Origin of the sequence: Nonomuraea sp. NPDC050404, assembly GCF_040655495.1 — a bacterium.
In the GTDB taxonomy this organism is placed as follows: Bacteria; Actinomycetota; Actinomycetes; order Streptosporangiales; family Streptosporangiaceae; genus Nonomuraea.
Genome location: NZ_JBFAKB010000003.1, coordinates 370,502 through 388,133, shown reverse-complemented (window position 1 = coordinate 388,133; position 17,632 = coordinate 370,502). Strand labels below are relative to the sequence as shown.

Annotated in this window: 21 protein-coding genes and 1 tRNA gene; 11 read left to right on the top strand and 11 right to left on the bottom strand. The window is 67.0% G+C overall.

Annotated elements, in window-relative coordinates:
• Window positions 1–240: 240 nt before the first annotated feature.
• The 3 genes from AB0I81_RS10270 (at window position 241) to AB0I81_RS10260 (ending at window position 2,105) form a co-directional block, all read left to right on the top strand.
• Complete coding sequence (locus tag AB0I81_RS10270) at window positions 241–1,245, top strand: S1 family peptidase (RefSeq protein WP_360653177.1); 1,005 nt, start codon at window positions 241–243, stop codon at window positions 1,243–1,245.
• Window positions 1,246–1,350: 105 nt separating this feature from the next.
• On the top strand, window positions 1,351–1,728 hold the full coding sequence (locus AB0I81_RS10265) for a VOC family protein (protein ID WP_360653175.1): 378 nt from the start codon (window positions 1,351–1,353) through the stop codon (window positions 1,726–1,728).
• Window positions 1,729–1,730: 2 nt separating this feature from the next.
• Window positions 1,731–2,105, top strand: coding sequence for a VOC family protein (locus tag AB0I81_RS10260; RefSeq protein WP_360653173.1), 375 nt, complete (start codon window positions 1,731–1,733; stop codon window positions 2,103–2,105).
• A gap of 22 nt (window positions 2,106–2,127) precedes the next feature.
• Here the strand turns inward: AB0I81_RS10260 and AB0I81_RS10255 are convergent, their stop codons facing one another.
• The gene (locus AB0I81_RS10255) at window positions 2,128–3,255 is read right to left on the bottom strand and encodes a hypothetical protein (RefSeq protein ID WP_360653170.1); all 1,128 of its coding nucleotides are present in this window, start codon (window positions 3,253–3,255) and stop codon (window positions 2,128–2,130) included.
• A gap of 92 nt (window positions 3,256–3,347) precedes the next feature.
• Here AB0I81_RS10255 and AB0I81_RS10250 point away from each other — a divergent pair, with 92 nt between their 5' ends.
• Window positions 3,348–4,541 (top strand): MFS transporter, encoded by a 1,194-nt coding sequence (locus AB0I81_RS10250; protein ID WP_360653167.1) that lies wholly within the window; start codon window positions 3,348–3,350, stop codon window positions 4,539–4,541.
• Window positions 4,542–4,558: 17 nt separating this feature from the next.
• Here the strand turns inward: AB0I81_RS10250 and AB0I81_RS10245 are convergent, their stop codons facing one another.
• From AB0I81_RS10245 to AB0I81_RS10235, 3 genes are all read right to left on the bottom strand, one after another.
• The gene (locus tag AB0I81_RS10245; RefSeq protein WP_360653164.1) at window positions 4,559–4,801 is read right to left on the bottom strand and encodes a hypothetical protein; all 243 of its coding nucleotides are present in this window, start codon (window positions 4,799–4,801) and stop codon (window positions 4,559–4,561) included.
• A 35-nt stretch (window positions 4,802–4,836) separates the two neighbouring features.
• Window positions 4,837–5,334, bottom strand: a complete 498-nt coding sequence (locus AB0I81_RS10240; protein ID WP_360653161.1) for a DinB family protein — start codon at window positions 5,332–5,334, stop codon at window positions 4,837–4,839.
• Between the two features lie 77 nt (window positions 5,335–5,411).
• Entirely contained in the window at window positions 5,412–5,627 is a 216-nt protein-coding gene (locus AB0I81_RS10235; protein WP_360653158.1) for a hypothetical protein, read from the bottom strand.
• Between the two features lie 261 nt (window positions 5,628–5,888).
• Here AB0I81_RS10235 and AB0I81_RS10230 point away from each other — a divergent pair, with 261 nt between their 5' ends.
• Both AB0I81_RS10230 and AB0I81_RS10225 read left to right on the top strand, forming a co-directional pair.
• The gene (locus AB0I81_RS10230) at window positions 5,889–6,293 is read left to right on the top strand and encodes a hypothetical protein (RefSeq protein WP_360653155.1); all 405 of its coding nucleotides are present in this window, start codon (window positions 5,889–5,891) and stop codon (window positions 6,291–6,293) included.
• Window positions 6,294–6,575: 282 nt separating this feature from the next.
• A complete protein-coding gene (locus AB0I81_RS10225; RefSeq protein WP_360653153.1) occupies window positions 6,576–8,183 on the top strand; it encodes an SMI1/KNR4 family protein in 1,608 nt (535 codons plus the stop codon).
• Here the strand turns inward: AB0I81_RS10225 and AB0I81_RS10220 are convergent.
• Complete coding sequence (locus tag AB0I81_RS10220; RefSeq protein WP_360653150.1) at window positions 8,180–9,079, bottom strand: hypothetical protein; 900 nt, start codon at window positions 9,077–9,079, stop codon at window positions 8,180–8,182. The two genes, AB0I81_RS10225 and AB0I81_RS10220, sit on opposite strands and share 4 nt — an antisense overlap.
• A gap of 211 nt (window positions 9,080–9,290) precedes the next feature.
• Here AB0I81_RS10220 and AB0I81_RS10215 point away from each other — a divergent pair, with 211 nt between their 5' ends.
• On the top strand, window positions 9,291–9,605 hold the full coding sequence (locus AB0I81_RS10215) for a hypothetical protein (RefSeq protein ID WP_360653147.1): 315 nt from the start codon (window positions 9,291–9,293) through the stop codon (window positions 9,603–9,605).
• A gap of 68 nt (window positions 9,606–9,673) precedes the next feature.
• Window positions 9,674–10,363, top strand: coding sequence for a hypothetical protein (locus AB0I81_RS10210; protein WP_360653144.1), 690 nt, complete (start codon window positions 9,674–9,676; stop codon window positions 10,361–10,363).
• 8 nt (window positions 10,364–10,371) lie between these two features.
• Here the strand turns inward: AB0I81_RS10210 and AB0I81_RS10205 are convergent, their stop codons facing one another.
• Together AB0I81_RS10205 and AB0I81_RS10200 are read right to left on the bottom strand one after the other, a co-directional pair.
• Window positions 10,372–11,013 (bottom strand): hypothetical protein, encoded by a 642-nt coding sequence (locus AB0I81_RS10205; RefSeq protein WP_360653142.1) that lies wholly within the window; start codon window positions 11,011–11,013, stop codon window positions 10,372–10,374.
• Between the two features lie 2 nt (window positions 11,014–11,015).
• A complete protein-coding gene (locus tag AB0I81_RS10200; RefSeq protein WP_360653139.1) occupies window positions 11,016–11,591 on the bottom strand; it encodes an RNA polymerase sigma factor in 576 nt (191 codons plus the stop codon).
• 113 nt (window positions 11,592–11,704) lie between these two features.
• Here AB0I81_RS10200 and AB0I81_RS10195 point away from each other — a divergent pair, with 113 nt between their 5' ends.
• Together AB0I81_RS10195 and AB0I81_RS10190 are read left to right on the top strand one after the other, a co-directional pair.
• Window positions 11,705–12,310 carry a hypothetical protein gene (locus AB0I81_RS10195; protein WP_360653136.1) on the top strand — a complete coding sequence of 202 codons (606 nt, stop codon included), beginning with the start codon at window positions 11,705–11,707 and terminating at the stop codon, window positions 12,308–12,310.
• A gap of 233 nt (window positions 12,311–12,543) precedes the next feature.
• Entirely contained in the window at window positions 12,544–12,963 is a 420-nt protein-coding gene (locus tag AB0I81_RS10190; RefSeq protein ID WP_360653133.1) for a profilin, read from the top strand.
• 1,234 nt (window positions 12,964–14,197) lie between these two features.
• On the opposite strand, the gene AB0I81_RS10185 is transcribed toward AB0I81_RS10190, so the two are convergent.
• From AB0I81_RS10185 to AB0I81_RS10175, 3 genes are all read right to left on the bottom strand, one after another.
• Window positions 14,198–15,223: a hypothetical protein gene (locus AB0I81_RS10185; RefSeq protein WP_360653130.1), complete on the bottom strand. Its 1,026-nt coding sequence runs from the start codon at window positions 15,221–15,223 to the stop codon at window positions 14,198–14,200.
• Window positions 15,224–15,626: 403 nt separating this feature from the next.
• Window positions 15,627–15,716: transfer RNA gene (locus tag AB0I81_RS10180), tRNA-Ser, on the bottom strand.
• A 176-nt stretch (window positions 15,717–15,892) separates the two neighbouring features.
• Window positions 15,893–16,456: a YceI family protein gene (locus AB0I81_RS10175; protein WP_360653127.1), complete on the bottom strand. Its 564-nt coding sequence runs from the start codon at window positions 16,454–16,456 to the stop codon at window positions 15,893–15,895.
• A 103-nt stretch (window positions 16,457–16,559) separates the two neighbouring features.
• Here AB0I81_RS10175 and AB0I81_RS10170 point away from each other — a divergent pair, with 103 nt between their 5' ends.
• Window positions 16,560–17,072, top strand: a complete 513-nt coding sequence (locus AB0I81_RS10170; RefSeq protein ID WP_360653124.1) for a MarR family transcriptional regulator — start codon at window positions 16,560–16,562, stop codon at window positions 17,070–17,072.
• Here the strand turns inward: AB0I81_RS10170 and AB0I81_RS10165 are convergent.
• Complete coding sequence (locus AB0I81_RS10165) at window positions 17,031–17,522, bottom strand: SigE family RNA polymerase sigma factor (protein ID WP_360653121.1); 492 nt, start codon at window positions 17,520–17,522, stop codon at window positions 17,031–17,033. The two genes, AB0I81_RS10170 and AB0I81_RS10165, sit on opposite strands and share 42 nt — an antisense overlap.
• Between the last annotated feature and the right edge of the window lie 110 nt (window positions 17,523–17,632).

The window sequence follows — 17,632 nt, the reverse complement described above, 5'->3', positions numbered from 1 at the left end:
ATTCCCCCATGGGGGCCCAGCCCGAAAAGCACCCATAACACCGAAATATCTCCCATTTGGTATCTAAGCACGGGGCGTAGCAACCGCTAGCTTGACAGCACCCCCACCCGAGGAGTGCACATGTTGAGTAAACGCTGTGCGCTGGTAGGCGGCGCCATCCTCGCCGTCTGCCTGGCCACCCCCCTCAGCGCTGCAGCAGCTGAAAAGGCGCCACAAGCCGCCACCCCCGCACCCCCCTCCATGATCGACGCTCTCGAGCGCGACCTCGGTCTCTCCGAGGCCCAGGTCATCACCCGCCTGGCCAACGAAGAGCGGGCCATGGCCGCCGAAGCGAGCCTGACCACCGCACTGGGCAGCTCGTACGGCGGCGCCTGGCTGAACGACGACGCCTCCAAGTTCATGGTCGCCACCACGGACCCGGCGACCACCAAGGCCATCGAGGCGCAGGGCGCCCAGCCCGTCGTGGTCTCGCGTTCGCTGGACCAGCTCAACGGCATCATGCAGGCGCTCGACCAGGCCCCTCAGCAGGCCAAGGACGGCGCCACGCTCTGGTTCGTCGATGTGAAGACCAACACCGTCTCCGTCCAGGCACCCACGGTCGAGGCCGCCCAGGCCCTCGTCGCGGCGACTGACGTGGACAAGAGCGCCGTCACCGTGGCGGCGACGGCCGAGCAGCCGACGACGTTCATCAACATCATCGGCGGCGCGGCCTACTACATCGGCGGCAGCCGGTGCAGCGTCGGCTTCGCGGTCACCAGGGGCAGCACGCCCGGCTTCACCACGGCAGGGCACTGCGGCCGGGCCGGCGCCGCGACCAGCAGCCCGACCGGCACCTTCCAGGGCTCGTCCTTCCCGGGCAACGACTACGCCTGGGTCGCCGCTCCCGGCAACACCGCCACGCCGTACGTGCGCGGCTCCGGTGGCGCGAACGTGACCGTACGAGGCTCCACCCAGGCCTCCGTCGGCTCGTCGATCTGCCGTTCCGGCTCCACCACCGGCTGGCGCTGCGGCACCATCCAGCAGCACAACGCCAGTGTCCGGTACGCGCAGGGCACCGTTAACGGCCTGACCCGCACCAGCGCGTGCGCCCAGCCCGGCGACTCCGGCGGCTCGTTCATCTCGGGCAGCCAGGCGCAGGGCATGACGTCCGGCGGTTCGGGCAACTGCTCCGTCGGCGGCACGACGTACCACCAGCCGGTCAATGAGGCACTGAGCGTGTACGGGCTCACGCTCCGAACCGGCTGACAGGCTTAGTCCAAAACACCCGGCGGTCGGCGATGAGTTTTCGCCGGCCGCCGGGTCTGTCGTTGGAAGGCACATTTGTGCGCCGACGACACAGAGGAGTTCGTGATGACGCGACCCGTCCTGGGCAGCCTGCTGCTGTCCAGCACCGACCCCGAGCGGCTGCGCGCCTGGTACGTCTCCGCGCTCGACCCGCAGGACAACTCCGACGTCAACCAGTACGGGGTGCTCAAGTTCGGGGAGTTTTACCTGTTCATCGACACCCGGGCGGACGTGGCCGACAAGAATCCCGAGCCCGGCAGGGTGATCCTGAACTTCGACGTGGGCGACGCCCGCGAGGTGGTTGCCCGCATGGAGAAGGCAGGCGTGCAGTGGCTGGCCGAGCTGGAGGACCGCGACGGCAGCCTGTTCGCCACCGCGATCGACCCGGACGGCAACTACGTGCAGATCATCCAGATCAGCGAGGAACACCGGAAGGGGATGTAGCCGTGTTCGGCACGACAAAGGCGTACAGCGGGTTCTCGGTGCACGACACCGAGGCCGCGAAGGAGTTCTACGCCAAGACGCTGGGCCTCCGGGTCGAGGAGGTGCACGGCATGCTGACGCTGGACGTCGGCGGCGGCACCGAGGTCCTGGCCTACCCGAAGGGCGAGGCCCACGTGCCCGCCACGTTCACGATCCTGAACTTCCCCGTCGAGGACATCGACAAGGCGGTGCGGGAGCTGACGGGGCGAGGGGTGCGGTTCCTGCGTTACGAGGGCTTCGAGCAGGACGAGCACGGCATCTCCCGGGGCGAGGACGGCCCACCGATCGCCTGGTTCACCGACCCTTCCGGGAACATCCTGTCGGTCCTTCAGGAATAGGCGGGCACGGCCCCGCCGCGGGTCAGTCCGAGGTCAGATAGCGCTGGACGAAGAAGACCAGGAGCGAGGCCGCGATGCCCGCCACGTACTGCAGCAGTGCCGAGGTCTTGATGGGCAGCGTTCTGAGAGTGCCGAAGTACTGGTAGACCTTGACCAGCTCGTCGAATCCCGGGCTGGTCAACAGGTCCGGCGGCGGTTCTCTCAGTTGCGCGCGCATCGGGTGGAGTATGAGGTCGATCTGGTTGCGTACGAGGCGGGCGATCATCACATAGGGCCACACGCCGACGTACAGGGCGACCAGCACCATGATCACCGGCAGGGCGACGACGACGTCCGCGGCCACCTCGGACTGTTGCCTGCTCGCGTAGACCGCCGCGACCACCTCGGAGACCAGCACCGTGACCGCCAGTCCCGCGGCGACGAACGCGTAGGAGCGGCACAGGTCCCTGATCGCCGGGGTGCTCGCCGGGTCGATCCAGGCCATGCGCAATCTCCCGCATTTCATCAGCCGCCCGGGAATGCGTGCTCCCGCCAGCAGCCAGTAAAGGATGTTGCCGGTCAGGAATCCCAGCCAGGCGCCCATCAGGAACAGCAGGATTCGTGAACTCCAGGATCCGCCCTGGTCGCCGAGCGCGATCACGGCCAGCACCACACCCACCGCCGCCAGCGGCAGGGAGACCACGAACTGTTTCCACCAGTCGAAGCCGCCGACCAGCCATTCCCGCAGTCTGACCCGCTCTTCGGGAACGGCGACCAGTTCCGACATCGCGCCACCGACCTTCATCGCCGTCCCGTACGAGAACCAGACGACGGACAATGTGGTGATGCAGATGACCACCGCGCCGAGCGCGAAGAGGTTTCCCGCCGAATGGCGGTAGGCGATCTCCCACGGCAATGGCCAGAGGGCGAGATTGACGAGGTAGGGCCATGATGCCGTGACGACCAACGTCAGGCCGGTCATCACCCTCTTTCCCGGCACGTAGCCTGGCAGTCCGAGCGCGTGATACGTCCGCTGGAACACCTCTTTTCCGCGAATCTCCTCGACCACGGAGAAGAGCTCCACCTCCTCGGGACCGGACGGACGTTCATCGGCCGCGATGAGCCGTTCCAGCAATTCCTTGGACAGTCCTGTCTCCACCGGCACCTGCATGAGCCGCCCTCTCGCGAATGTCCCCGGACATCTCGGAAATCGAAAGTCGCGATAGCTTCGTCACAAAGATCAGCGATCGGGGGAGTGGCGTGATGGCATCGATTTCTCTCGGACCCGCCTACCACCGCCTGTTATGGGCGACGGCCCTGTCCAACCTCGGCGACGGCATCCGGATGGCGGCCCTGCCCCTGCTGGCGGCCGCCATGACGAAGGACCCCGTCCTGGTGGCCGGAATCGCGGTCGCCGGGCAGATCCCGTGGTTGTTGTTCGGCTTCTTCGCCGGAGCCGTGGTCGATCGTTTCGACCGCCGCCGGCTGACCGTCGCCGTCGATGTGACGCGCGTGTCGCTGCTGGCCGTCCTCGTGGCCGCCCTGGCGTTCGACGTGGCCGGCCTGGTGCTGCTGTACGTGGTGGCGTTCGCCTGCGGGGTGGGCGAGACCCTGCGCGACACGGCCACGGCCACCCTCCTGCCGCCCCTGGTCAAGGACGACGACCTCGACCGCGCCAACGGCGGCCTGGTCAACGCCGAGGTCGCGGGCAACGAACTGGTGGGGCCGCCGCTCGGCGGCTACCTGTTCGGCGTCGCGCTGGTGCTCCCGTTCGCGGTCAACGGCGGCGCGCTGGCGCTGGCCGCGGCCCTGATCTTCAGCCTGCCGAACGTGTTCGCCCCCAAGCCCGCCGACGTCGCGCCCAAGGGCCGGATCTGGCACGACACGTTCGCCGGCCTGCGCTGGCTGGCGGGTCACCGCCGCCTGCGCACCCTCGTCGCGCTGGGCGGGCTGTTCGCGATGCTGGACGCCGCCTGGTTCCCCATCCTCGTCCTGTACGTGGACCAGGTGCTCGCGCTGCCCGTCTGGGCCTACGGCGTACTGCTGGGAGTGGGCGCCATCGGCGGCCTGACCGGCGGTTTCCTGGCCGCGCGGATCACCCGCTCGATCGGCTCCAGGGCCACCCTGACGGCCTGCCTGGCCTGCGCGGCGGCGGGCCAGGTCATGCTCGGGCTCACCACCTCCACCTACGTGGCCGCCGCCGGGCTGGTGATCACCAGCGGCGCGTTCGGGGTGTGGGCGGTCGCGGCCCGCACGCTCCGGCAACGACTCACCCCGCCCGACCTGCTCGGCCGGGTCAGCAGCGCCGCGATGACCATCGTCATGGGCGCGGCCCCGCTCGGGGCCTTCGCCGGCGGGCTCGTCGCGGCCGCGTGGGGGCTGAGCGCGCCGATCCTGATCGGGGTGCCGCTGCTCGCCGCAGGAGCGCTGGTCTGCGTGCTCGTCCTCCGTGACTGATCAGGCTTATCGCAGCCTCAAGCGGTCTCGTCACCGCGCATCACCAACCGCCGGAGCAACCACCGCCCGGCCCGGAACAGCAGGCCGGCCAGCCCGATGAGAAACGCGACCGGGAACAGCACCTCGCACATGACAAGGAACTGGCCGAGCACGGCGCTGTCGCTGACGGAGTACGCCAACTGCCGGACGAACGGCGTCACCGTCATTCCCACCAGATAACCGAGCATCACCAGTGGCTCGCTGTGCCCGCCGCCGCGCATGAGCTGATCATAAGACCGATTCCCAGGCGGTCCGATCAATCGCGATCCCAGATCCGGCCGGTGGCCCAGGCATATTCCCAAGCCTGAATGTCCGGCGGCTGAATGCCGAGGCCGGTCAGAATGGCGCAGACCTGCTCGCGATGGTGATTGGCGTGGTTGACGGCCTGGGCGATGAAGATTCCGGCATGCACCTCGCGGGCGCCGTCGTCCACGACGATGACGCGCTCCACGTCGATCGGCTTGGCCAGCAACTCCTCCCAGACCTGTTCGGCCTCCGACGCCCAGACATGGAGTTCGCGCAGATCGGTGTCCTCGCCACGATCGACCCACGCGAGGTCGGTGTCGGCCAGTCGCCGTACATAACTTCCGTCGCAGGTGACGATGTGGTGAAGCGTGGAAAGAATGCCGCCGAAGGTGCCGACGCCACGAACGTCGAGTTGTTCGGCCGAAAGATTCTGGTCCTGGCAGAACTCGATGAGCCGCTTGGTGGCCCAGTTATTGTGGCGGATCGAATCGAGCAGGATCTCGTTCATGAACCTCTCCCCGGGTCCGGACCTGCCATGATCCTGCGGGACCGGATCCGGCGGCGCAACGCATTAAGCCCCTGCCTCTAGCTGTCGCGCTCGAAGCCCGCCTCGGCGATGTACGGCTTGGCGCTCGGGCAGGCGGCCCGCGAAGTGCCCGGCGGCATCACCCAGGGGCCGTTGTACTTTGTCGCGTCCGTCGCGGAAGCGGAGGTCTTGCAGGCGAGGACCACCCGGAATTTCGCCCCGATGCCGCACCTGGCCCAGCCTTCGTGCGGTTTCACGAGGCGGTCGACTCCCACGGTGCAATCCTGCTCGACCGCGCTCGCCGCGCCGGGACTCACCAGGAGGAAAGTTCCCGCCGCCGCCAGACTTAACGTGGTCGCGAGCCTCAGCCTACGCATGTCTTCTTCTCCTTTGACTTTGCTTGCTCGGGGCGAAATCAAAGCACGGCCCGGTATGCCACAGGTATGTCCCGCCCGGTTCTTCGCGGGACCGGTCCCGAGCCGAGCCTGGGACAGTTCGTTTACCCCGGCAATCGCAGAACCCGGCGAGGAGACCCGATGGCTGATCAGGCGTCAGAACGTATGCCGACAAGCATCAAGATCGCCCTCGTGGGGGTCTGGTTCCAGGCCGTCGCCAACGCGTTCGGCGGATTCGCGCTGCTGACCGACGTACAGGGCCGGCTCGACCACGGCCAGGAGGTCCAGAACCTCGGCCTGGTGCAGGGCCTGCTGTACTTCTCCCTCATCGTGGCTGCAGTGCTGGTCGTGTGCGGGGTCCTCGCACCTCGGCGATTCCGCTGGGTACGCGTCGTCGTCCTGATCATCGAGGCCGTGGCCGTGCTCAACGCCCTGCTCGGTCTCGTGTCCGGCGGCGCGTTCCCCATGCTCATCGGGCTCCTCCTCGCCCTCGTGATCGGCGCGATCCTGCTCACCGACAAAGGCCAGGACTGGTTCAACCGGTGATGTCTCCGCAAGTCCCTCGGGATATGTCGCCGAGCTGATCTTCCGGCCGGAAAGCGCCGACCCTACCGCGGAACAAATCGTCGATCAGGCGCTTGCCTACCGTCCTTTCGCGCTCTGACATTGAGCCGACGCCGTCGCACAACCGCAACGAGCGGCCCGCGCGCGGGGCCGCCGAGTCGCGTCCCCTCGGGAAACTGGTTAGCTTCCATCAGCAGGGTCCGACCATGTCGAGTGCCGTTCGGCGACGAGGTGTAACGCGTGATTGACGATGTACTCCGTACCATGGCCGAAAAGATCACGGCGGGTGCGCCCCCGGGATGGCGGCGGGCCGAGGTGCGGGGGTTCGCGGCCGGGAACGGCGGTTCCGGCCATCACGGCTTCACCTACGAGCCCACCGACGAAGGCGCGGCGGACGTCGATGTGCACGAGGAGTTGTGCGCCATCCACACCCTCACCGGCTCGACCAGTGACCACCTCTCGATCGAGCTGACGGTAGAGGCCGGCGGCCGGTACGAGGCGGTGATCAGCGAGTCGCTGGAGCGCGACGGCGAGCACGGATTCCGGTACGTGCTCAACCCGCACACACTCCCGCCGGAACCCGCCGACTTCCAGCAGGGCCCACCCCATGCCACCCCGGCGGGAGACCCGGCGGAAGCCGTCGCCCTGCTCGGCGCGTACCTGCGTGAACGCGACCGCATCCTCAACGGCGCCGACACCTACGCACCACCGCCCGCGCTCCCCGAAGCCCGCAGAACCTGGCTTGAGTCGAGGCTCCCGGCCCGGCTCCCCGACGACCTGCGCGCCCTGTACGCGCACGTGGACGGCGACGGCGGCGAGGGGCTGCTGGCCGGGCACCCCTGGTTCGGCCTCGACCTCGTGGAAGAGAACAGCCGCCCCGAGAACCGCTGGTGGGCGAGCGGCCGTGCCTGGCGTCACCACCTGCGCCGGCCGCTCATCACCGGCAGGGGCGGCTCCCCGCTGGCGGTCCGCCGCGCCTCCGACCACCCTCGCTGGATCCCGTTCGCCACCAGCACCCTCGGCGACTTCCTGGCCGTGGACCTGGCCCCCGGCCCCGAGGGTCGCCCCGGCCAGGTCATCCGCATGGGCGTGCACCACGACGACGGCCCCCTCTACGTCGCCGACTCGGTGACCAGCCTCCTGCGCCGGCACGTCACCGCGCTGCGGTCAGGGTCCTACCAGGTGGAACAGGACGGCCTGTGGATCGACCTCGGTTACGAGGACGACGAGGGCGAGGACTCGCTGACGGTGGCGGGCGCGGACGCGACCACGATGCGTGGCCTGCACCACGGCATCCACCGGCTCTCGGTACGCAACGCGCCCTGGGCCGACTTCGGTCCCGTACGGGGTGCGCCGATGTTGTGGCAGGTGAGCGTCGCGAACTGCCCCGGTGCGGACCTGTCGCCGCTCCAGGACACCCCGGTGGAACTGCTCGACCTGGCCATGGACACGATCGATCTGACGCCCCTGGCGAACCACGCCGCCCTGCGCTTCGTGACCCTCCGCACCGAACGCCCCGTCGATCTGGCGCCGCTCCTGTCCTGCCCCCGCCTGTATGCGCTGGACCTCTCCGGGGCCGCGATCGGCGACATCGGCGTTCTCGCCGAGCTGAAACAGCTGCTCTACCTGCGCCTGCGCCGCGCCCAGTGGCAGGAGCTCCAGGAACGGGGCGGACCTCCGGCCGGACTGGCGGCGGCGGGGCTGGCGGCCGAGCCACTGCGGGAGAAGTCCTGGTGGTGGTCGGCCGACAAGGCGTACCACGCCCCCGAGCCGTCGCTGCGGACGGCGATCGCGTGGGCGGCCGACCTGGCGGGGGAATCCGCCGACGTGCAGGTCTTCAAGGGCAGACTCCCCCGTCAACGGCATCGCTAGCCTCGGGTGGAGATCAGGTCCAGGGCGCGCTGGTGTTGTTCGGGCGACGGCGGGCGCGTCCAGGTGATGCCGGGGTGGTTCTCCGCGAGCATGCGCGCCATGACGGCGGACATGACATCCGAAGGTTGTGCGTACGACATCTGCGGACGCATCATCCGATACCCGGCGAGGATCCGGCCGTAGTCGTACATGAGCGTGTTGGTGAACCGGCTCCGCTCGCCATCGGCGCGCTCCAGGCCCGCCACGAACTCGGGCTCCGGCTCCTGGATCACGGCCTTGTACACGTCGAGCCGGTTACGGATCTCGCCGGCCGAGGAGTGGCTGTGCGCGTCGTCGTACATGCGACGGACGTGCTGCGGCTCCTCGGTGAGCACGGTCAGCATGCCGTACCCGCCGTCCTCGTCCCCGTAGCCGCCGACACCGCCGTCCACACCCTGTGCGTGCGTCGCACTCATCATCGCGCCGGTGAAGTCGTACTTGTCCATGCCGTCCACCGGCTCCGACATCCAGTCGTCGTCGAGATGCAGCACCCCGCCGGTCTCGGCCTGGGCGGCGCGGTCGATGAGATGGCGTACGGCGCCCGCCGGGTCCCCGAGCGCGCCCGGGCCCAGCGCGGCGAACTGCTCGGTGAGCAGGAACAACGAGACCATCATGGACGGGTCGTAGACGCGCAGGGCCCCGGCCTCGCGGTGGAGGAAGACGGTGTTCTCCTCGTTGTAGGCGTCCAGGCCGGTCATGAAGGCCTGCTCCTGCTCCTCGGTGAGTACGAGCTCCCAGGCCCACGTGCGTTCCACGTGAAACTTGTAGAAGTCTTCACCCCTGAGCGGGTCACGGAACTTCCACCACAGGACGACGCCGATGATCAGGGCGGCGACCACGCCTAAAGCGATCCACATCTGAACTGACCTCTCTCGATCCGGGCCTTGACGGCCTTTGTCACGAAGGCCGGATCGTAGCGGTGAAGTCCCCGCCGTCTCACGTAAACGATTACCAGACCGAGAAACGATCAGCTTTTGAGACCGAACCGCGCGAGCGGCGCGCGGATATCGCGGGGCCTCGATGGGTAGTTCCACCTTCCCCGAAGGACTTTTCAGGGAGTGTGACCGGATGAGGCGTTACCGGAACGGCCGTGTCGCGACGATCATCGGCGGCGTGTACGCCGCTCTCGTGGCCCTTCTTGGGATCGTCTCCGTGGTGATCTTGCTGACCGCACAGGACCCGATCCTGCTGTCCGGCGTCGTGCTCATGATCATCACCGTCCCCCTCGGCCCGCTCATCTGGTGGGCGTGGGGGGCAATCCCGCCTCAGTCGGCGAATCCCATACTTCTCGTCGTGCTCCTCACCGCCGCCGGCCTGCTGCAGTCGTATCTGATCTGGCGCATCGTACGGGGCCCCGCGGTTCGCGAGGACAGCGACGCCTGATCCGCTCGCAGCACGCGAAGTATCGTGGCATTACTAGTGACAGTGTCCGCTCGCGGCAGGAACAAGGCTTGGACTCCGAATTACGCACCCGCATCCTCCACACGTCCACGTACGTGATCCGGCTGGTGTTGTTGATCCCTCTGATCGCCGGCCTCCTGATGGTGGGTGCCGCCGTCTCGCCCCTTTCGCGCACGCTGGCCGACTTCCGCGGCGCGGCACTGGCCGGAGAGATCGACCGGGTGCACTACCGGACCGGCGACTCCGAAGACTGGGTCACGTCCCTGTCGTGGTCGGATTCGCCGCTGAGCTGGCACCGGATCGAGGGCGAGTTCTCCGACCAGGAGGGGCCGTACACGACCACGCGCCTCATGGCCGACCTACGGCACACGGACGTCTGGCCGATCCTGAAGGGGACGCCGAGTAACGACGGCCCGCCACCCGATTGGGTCTTCGAGTCTCCCGGCGGCTGGTGGATCGCCGGCCCCTGGCTGATCGCGTTCCTCACCATGCTGTTCACCACACCCCGCCTCGCCAACCGGTGGGCCTGGTTCTGGCTGTTCACCGTCGGGGACCTGGGGGCGATCTTCTGGCTCCTGCTGGAACCGAGACCGTTGTGGCGGGGACCCGGCGAAGGACTACCCCGAGCCAAGCGAGTGGACGGGTGCAGCGGCTGCGTGTTATCGATCTTGATGGCCATCGTGTGGGGGCTCACGGCGATGGGCATCGGGCGGCTCGTCGAGCTGGTGCTGAGCTGGTGATACGCCTCTCAGCGGGGTTGTTCGACGGGCGTACAGGGCTTCACCGAGGTACCCGCCCTGGCCAGCCAGGCGCCGAGCCGCCAGGGCCCAGGGCCGTTCGGGGTGTCGCGGAACTGCACAACGAGCGTCTCACCAGGCTCGATGTACGCCGGGGAGATCTGGAACGTCCGTACGGACAACACCCGCATGGCCTTGGCAGAACGCGACCCTTCGACCAGCTTGCGCATCTCCTCCCGCCCGGCGACCGGTTCCCCGTCGTACATCTGGTCCACACTGGCGAACCGGGGCGCCGCGCACCACTTACCCTCTTCCAGGAACGTCACGTCGGCCTTGACCCCGGCCGCCGCCAGCCTGTCCTGCAGTCCGGCGGGATCGCGCAGCTCGTTGACGGTCACCGTGACCGTGCCGTCCGGGCTCTTGGCCACCGCGTAGGCCGTGGTGTCGGTTCCGACGAACAGCGGCGCGAGAACGACCGCCGCCGCGACCCCCGCCGCGACCAGCAGCCGGGGAGCGGTGAGAACGCGCCGGGGAGCGGCGAGGACCGGTTGCTGCCCGTGGTGCATGCCATCGAGCAGTCGCCGCCGCGCCCCGGCGAGCTCCTCTGGGCCGGCCGGCGGGATCGCCGCCCACATGCTCTTCAGTTCATCCATGATCATTCTCCCTGTCGTTCTTCCTGGGCCAGTGCCTGGCGGATCTGAAGACGGGCCCGATTGAGTCGTGAGGCGACGGTGCCCGCGGGGATGGCGAGCGCGTCGGCGACCTCCTGGTAGCTCAGCTCGGCCCAGGCGACGAGCAGCAGCACGTCACGATCGGCCGGCGCGAGCCCCATCAGGGCCCGGGCCAGCGGCCGGTTGACGGCCAGAGTGCCGACCCCGTCCTCCACCCGCAGCCCCGACACCTCCGCCGGGTGCACACCGCTGCGGACGTAGGCGCGATAAAGGTTCATCTCGGTACGCCGGCGCTTGCCGATGACGTTGGAGGCGATGCCGTACAACCACGGCCTGGCGTCGGCGCGGCCCCGGTCATAATCACCCCGACGCTGAAACGCGGCCAGAAAGGTGTCGGCCACGATGTCCTCCGCCTCGCTGGGACCCAGGCGTCTGGTCACGTAGCGATGCAGCAGCGGCGCATGCCGGTCGAACAGGACGGCGAAGATCTCGGGCTCACCCAGCGACCTCTCAATGAGGACCGTGTCATCGACCTCAATAACTTCGCGGGAAAGTGTCATGCATGTCGGCCTTTTCCTTGGCGTATGCGGTCATCTGTACTTACCGCGCCAAGCCAAAATGCTTCACGGCGTCATCCGTACGGCGACACGGCCCCCCGTTACACTCTGCGCGCATGCGATTAAAGATGATCTTCATCCTGGGCCTGGTCTACGCCGTCACGGCGGCGCCCCTGTTCCTGCCCGGCGAGCTGCGGATGATCGTCCAGCCGGCTACGGCCGACGCGGCTGAGGTGTACTTCCAGCCCGTCTCGCCCGGGATGCGCGGGTCGTATAAGGACCTCGGGCGCTTCATCCGGGCGCTGCAAATCGCGGAGCAGCGTGCCAGGGCGTACCCCGACGACCTCGCTCCCCCTTACATCGCCTTTGGCAGCCCGCACCGGCTCATCGCCCCTTATGTCACGGTACGAGGGCGCGCGCTGGCCTCTCCGGTGATCTCGGAGGCGTACTGGTCCGAGGGGAAACGGATCAGGTACGACATCGTGCCGGAGGTACGGCGGGTCGCGCACAGTCAGACCGCACTGAGCCGGACGGTCAGCCGCGAGCACTGGCCGCTTGCCGAGCCCGCCGCTCACAGCATGTGGATCGACGAGAAGACCAACCGGGTCATCATCCAGACCACCACCTTCGACCAGGCTCTACGCCGCAGGCTGGCCCAACGGTACGGCGGGGTCGTGGCGGTGAAGTGGGCTCCGTTCGAGCAGCCGATCAGATCCCGGTGAGGATCGTCACCTGACACGACCGGACCCCGTCACGGCGGCGAACGCCCACTCCTTCACCGGCGGCCCCTGCGCGGAACCGGTCCTCATCGGAGGGCGCCGCTGGATCGCAGGGCGGCGCCGGAGGGGGCGCCCCTTGATCAGAGGCTCAGGTTGATCGACGATGGCAAAGAGGATCTTCGCGAGCAACCGCGACGGGGTGCCGCAGCCAGCAGAGCCAGGAGAGGGGTTTCAACATGTCGCAGAAGGACTTGCAGAACGCGGTGAAGCAGGCGATCCAGTCCGCCGGGTACACCAAGATTGCCGTCTACGGATTGGACGGTCAGCTGTGGGCCGTCAGTCCCGACGGTTTCAGTGTCCGGCCCGAGGAATTTCAGGCGATGGTCGCCGCGGTCAATGACGTTTCCCTGTTGGACAACGAGAACTATCTCTTCCTTGACGACGTCCCGTACGAGTTGTCGTTCAACGAGAACCTGTTGACGTACGAAGTGCCGCAGTTCGTGGTCAGAGGCCTGGACGACCAGGACAGTGACGGCATCGGCTGTGCCCAGATCGAGCAGGGCCTCATCATCGCGCTGTTCAACGAAGACACGTCGGACGACGAATACACCTACATCGAGCTTCTGGCCGACCAAGTCGGCGCCCAGCGCAACTGACTGCTTCATGCCAATGACGGCCGGCCGTAAGGAGGTGCCACGTGAAGACCAGGATCCGGACGCTGCGAAGAGGCGGTCAGATGTTCGTATGGACGGCGCGAGTAGGCCATACGAAAGGCGATGACGCCTGCCGGCGATACGTCCGCCTTCGTGTCTGGGGCGGGGGAAAGAACAGCCGGCCGTTGCAGGTGGACCTGCTCTCCACCTATGAGGGCGGCCCCTGGGGCTACTGCACCACCGACACGGCGTTTCCGACGCCAGGGGATGTGCGTGCGGTGGTGGACCACGCCCTTGCGAACGGCTGGGATCCGACCGCTCGTGGCGGCACCTTCCGCGTACAAGACGCCACTTTGGTTCTCGCGGACTTCGTCGCCGCCGCTCAACAAGACGCCATGTGGCCCGTTAACAGCGAACGAGCCTCACGCAGGCGCCCACCTACAGCCAGGAGTTGAGCGTTCGGCTGGTGTCCGGCAGGAACCTGATCGCCTCGACGCCCACGGCCGCCGCCCCGCTCGCACGTCACGTACCCGCGGTTCATGACCGCAACCGACACCCGCGTCGAGGATGCGCTTGCAGCCGGCACAACCCCACAAACGCGAAGAGACCCTCTCCCAATTTGGAGAGAGGGCCTCTTACCTGCGGAGGATCGGGGACACGTCGGACGACGGCTCGATCGGGTAGGCGGTGTCCGTGCGACATGAGAGTGATGGACGCCGCGGCAGTGGGCTCATTTAGCCTCGACCACGAGCCTCTTGGGAGGGGCGGTGATGTGCACAGCCTTTGTAGAGGACGTTCATCCTCACCGTGTCAGCTCTCAGCTCCGGACCAGAGGGCCCGAATACCGTCTCGGCCTGGAAGCGCCTAGGCAGGTTGTCCGGGCCCAACAGAGCTTCCACTTGACGCGGCGCCCGTCCCGCCGGGCACGCATCCTGCCTCACCCTACAAATGCGTGACCAGCGTGGCGGAAGAACTCCAGGAAGAGACCGCGCAGGCCATCGCCGCGTTCGTACCACGCAGGAGCCGCATCTGACCGCCCGTGCCATCCCTGTGCCATCCGGAGCCCGAAACGATCTCCACAACGGGAAAGGGAGAACCACCGGGAAGCACTGGCGTCTACGGCGCGCCTCCCCCATCTGAAGGCGCCATCTTCTCCCACGAGGTGACGGCGGAGGGGAGGCACGGCGCCATGGGAACACGGCGCGGCAGGCCCGTGGGCGGCCAGTCAGCCGTGATGTCAGGTGAAGTACACGAGCCGGTCCTCTGGCCGAATCAACCCCGGGAGGGCGAGCCGGGCCTCCTGCGGGAAGCCCTTGAGCAGTTCGGTCAACTGCGCATCGACTCCCTTCAGGTAGTTCCGAGCGGAGGCGTCGTCGTCGTCCTGAAAGATGTCGGTGAACCAGTTCTCGTCGGCCACCGCGTGATCGAAGCGCGTCTTGGCCGGTGCCACGATGTCATCCGCGCACGTACGGGCGAGCGACCCGAGGGTGCTGTAGATATCGGCCAGCGGAAGGACGGTGTCATGAATGGCCTTCAGTGCCTTTTGCGCCTTACTTGCCGCGCCGCCGCCCCAACTGTGGCTGACGTCGCTCGCATGGGAGCGCAGCTTGCCGGCCATCGTCTCCAGGTCGTCGGAAATCGCCGTCATTGAGCTGGAGAAGCTTCTTATCGACCCCTCGTCGCCGGTCATCAACAGCTCTCTGATCTTTTCCTTGTCGAGGCCGTCGTAGTCATGACGCAACTCGATGCCTTCCCAGTCGACGCGGATGCTCCCCGATGGATATTGGTCGCTGACGGCATAACCCTTTTCGACACTGCTCCAACTGCTTCGCGGAGTGTCCGAGAATTGGCTCACCGTGTCAGTGGGGGAATGCCATCTGTTCCACATGGACTGCCTGTTGAGCCAGCTGTTCTCTTCGGCGATACTGTAGTTCTGGCCGGCAGTGGCGACACCGCACGCGGCTACGATGCACTCGATCACTGCATCAGCGCTGATACAGTACAAACTATCGGTGAAAGATCGAAAGATCTTCGAGACATCGCTGGCCCTGCCCCAATCCCCGGCGTTGAAACTCTTCCCATCCCACCAGTCGGGAATTTCGACGTCATTGAGATTCACCACGAGTTTCTCAGCGATCTCCCGCAGCGCCCCGCGATCGACGTCAATACCATCTACGGCCAGATCTCCGAGCCCGGGCCAATCATTACTGATCCTGGGGCCGCCATCCGCGCCATCCTTTTGCGAATTCGCTCCCAAAGCCACGCCACCTCATCCTATCGCGATGTGATCAAATGCAGAGAATAGGTGGCAAAGAGCCTAGTCAAAACGACAAGAACAGGCCGGGGCCATGCGATGAACTGCCGATGAAGATCAATAACCCCAGCCCGGCCGGCAACCCGCATGGGCGATCAACGCACCTCGGCGGCCCGACAGAACGCATCGAGGACTGGAAGCCATGGCGATCCGTCCTCGAAGCCGGCCAATGTCCGAGTCACCGCGCGAGTGTGGACACCGCATCGTAAGAGCGCTCCCCGGCCGCACCCGAGCCGGCACCGACGCCCAGTGTCCGCCTGCTGCGACGCCCGGGAGCCACCATGACGCCCACGAGACCCACAAAGACCAAAGAGGCCCTCTCCCCATGGAAGGAGAGAGGGCCTCTGACGTGCGGAGGATCGGGGATTTGAACCCCGGATGGGCGGTAAACCCAAACCGCATTAGCAGTGCGGCGCCATAGACCTGACTAGGCGAATCCTCCCGGTAGCCACCGCGGCTCAGCACAGCGTACCGGCCTTCTGGCCAGGCGGCAAAGCGGTTGTCCGCCGAGCCTTCACCAAGAGTTATCAACAGCCTGTGGGTAACCACCTGTGGATGAAGCCCGCCCGAGTTGGGGCGGGCTTCGGGGCTGTGGATAACCTGGCCGAGCCCAAGAGGTCAGGCGGCCGGGTTGGCCTCGCCCTCGATCTCGATCTTGACCTTCTTGCCGACCAGTACGCCGCCCGTCTCCAGCGTCTGGTTCCAGGTCAGGCCGAAGTCCTCGCGGTCGAACTCCGTGCTGATCGAGAAGCCCCAGACGGCCTGGCCCCACGGGTTCGTGCCGGCGCCGCCGTACTCGACCGTGAGCTCGACCTCCCTGGTCACGTCGCGGATCGTCAGGTCGCCGACGACGGTGAACTCATCGCCCGAGTGGGCGGTGACGCGGGTGCTCTTGAAGGTGAGCTGCGGGTACTTCTCGACGTCCAGGAAGTCGCCGCTGCGCAGGTGGCCGTCGCGGTCGGGGGCGCCGGTGTTGATGGTCTCGGCCTGGATGGTGAGCTCGGCGGTGGACTCAAGCGGGTTGTCCGCGATCGTGACCGAGCCGGTGAAGCCGCCGAAGCTCCCGCGGACCTTGCTGACCATCATGTGCTTGACCACGAACCCGATGCTGGTGTGAGCCGTGTCGATGGTGTAGGTGCCGGCGGCGGGGATGGTCAGGGACTCCCAGGTGCGGGTGGTCATTTGGGGTTCTCCTTGGTGGCTGGTCGGTTGAGTATGTTGCGGCAACAAATATCTACACGAGGAATATTCCGCGCGTCAACTATCGTCCGCTAAGGTGGTGCGGGTGACGAACTTTGACGACCCCCGCCTGACCGCCGTAGGACTGCTGACCGAGGTCCACTCCGGACTGATGAGCCGGCTCCAGCCGGCGCTGAGCGCGTCGGGGTTGTCGGACGTCGACTTCGAGACCGTTATCCGATTGGCACGTTCCCCTCGGCAGCGGCTGCGGATGAGCGACCTGGCGGCGCAGACCCAGCTGTCCACGAGCGGCGTGACCCGAGTCGTCGACCGGCTCGAACGCGAAGGGCTGGTGCGGCGGGAGGCGTGTCCCAGCGACCGGCGCGCCTCCTACGCCGTGCTCACCGAGGCCGGGCAGGAGCGGCTGGCGTCCGTGGTGCCGCAGCACGTGAGCGACATCGAGGAGTGGTTCACCGGGCTGCTGGGCGCCGACGAGCTGGAGACGCTGCTGGCGAGCCTGCGCAAGATCAGGGATGTCGTACGCCCCTGCGCCACCGCCGGCGCCCACAACGACCCGCTAGGTTCCCAGAGCTGTTCTGAGCTTGGCCATCGCGCGTGACACCGTGCTCTTGACCGTCCCGACGCTGATCCCGAGCGTCCTGGCGATCTCCGGCTCGGTCATGTCCTCGTAGTAACGCAGCACGATCGCGGCCCGCATGCGCTCGGGCAACTCCCGCAACGCCTGTTCGAGCGCCTCATGAGCCTCGGAGAAGGCGACGGCCGACTCTGACGGGGCAGGCTCCGGCAACTCGTCCGACGGGTACTCCTCCAGCTTGCGCCGCCGCCACTGCGAGATGTTGATGTTCACCATGGCCCGCCGCACGTATCCGTCCAGCGCGCCCCGGTCCTCGATGCGCTCCCAGGCCAGGTACGTCTTGGCCAGCGCGCTCTGCAACAGATCCTCCGCGTCCAGCGGATGCCCGGTGAGCTGGTTGGCCGCGCGCAGCAGGGCAGGCCCGCGCGCCATCACGTACTCGCGGAACTCGTCTTCCCAGCCGACTGTCTGCACTGTGGCCAGAATCGCAGCCTGATGCCCTTTTGTGCCTGAACCGCAATTCAGGTTTCGGCCCGCCGACGATAAAGGACCTTCAAGGTCGGTGGTGGTTTGTACGCCGCTGT

Excerpts from the sequence above, each read along its gene's own strand:
- AB0I81_RS10255 (WP_360653170.1), bottom strand. The coding sequence starts at position 3,255 with ATGCAGGTGCCGGTGGAGACAGGACTGTCCAAGGAATTGCTGGAACGG.
- AB0I81_RS10230 (WP_360653155.1), top strand. The coding sequence starts at position 5,889 with ATGGCTGATCAGGCGTCAGAACGTATGCCGACAAGCATCAAGATCGCC.
- AB0I81_RS10225 (WP_360653153.1), top strand. The coding sequence starts at position 6,576 with ATGGCCGAAAAGATCACGGCGGGTGCGCCCCCGGGATGGCGGCGGGCC.
- AB0I81_RS10200 (WP_360653139.1), bottom strand. The coding sequence starts at position 11,591 with ATGACACTTTCCCGCGAAGTTATTGAGGTCGATGACACGGTCCTCATT.
- AB0I81_RS10265 (WP_360653175.1), top strand. The coding sequence starts at position 1,351 with ATGACGCGACCCGTCCTGGGCAGCCTGCTGCTGTCCAGCACCGACCCC.
- AB0I81_RS10240 (WP_360653161.1), bottom strand. The coding sequence starts at position 5,334 with ATGAACGAGATCCTGCTCGATTCGATCCGCCACAATAACTGGGCCACC.
- AB0I81_RS10250 (WP_360653167.1), top strand. The coding sequence starts at position 3,348 with ATGGCATCGATTTCTCTCGGACCCGCCTACCACCGCCTGTTATGGGCG.
- AB0I81_RS10220 (WP_360653150.1), bottom strand. The coding sequence starts at position 9,079 with ATGTGGATCGCTTTAGGCGTGGTCGCCGCCCTGATCATCGGCGTCGTC.
- AB0I81_RS10195 (WP_360653136.1), top strand. The coding sequence starts at position 11,705 with ATGCGATTAAAGATGATCTTCATCCTGGGCCTGGTCTACGCCGTCACG.
- AB0I81_RS10175 (WP_360653127.1), bottom strand. The coding sequence starts at position 16,456 with ATGACCACCCGCACCTGGGAGTCCCTGACCATCCCCGCCGCCGGCACC.
- AB0I81_RS10205 (WP_360653142.1), bottom strand. The coding sequence starts at position 11,013 with ATGGATGAACTGAAGAGCATGTGGGCGGCGATCCCGCCGGCCGGCCCA.
- AB0I81_RS10245 (WP_360653164.1), bottom strand. The coding sequence starts at position 4,801 with ATGCGCGGCGGCGGGCACAGCGAGCCACTGGTGATGCTCGGTTATCTG.
- AB0I81_RS10215 (WP_360653147.1), top strand. The coding sequence starts at position 9,291 with ATGAGGCGTTACCGGAACGGCCGTGTCGCGACGATCATCGGCGGCGTG.
- AB0I81_RS10270 (WP_360653177.1), top strand. The coding sequence starts at position 241 with ATGATCGACGCTCTCGAGCGCGACCTCGGTCTCTCCGAGGCCCAGGTC.
- AB0I81_RS10190 (WP_360653133.1), top strand. The coding sequence starts at position 12,544 with ATGTCGCAGAAGGACTTGCAGAACGCGGTGAAGCAGGCGATCCAGTCC.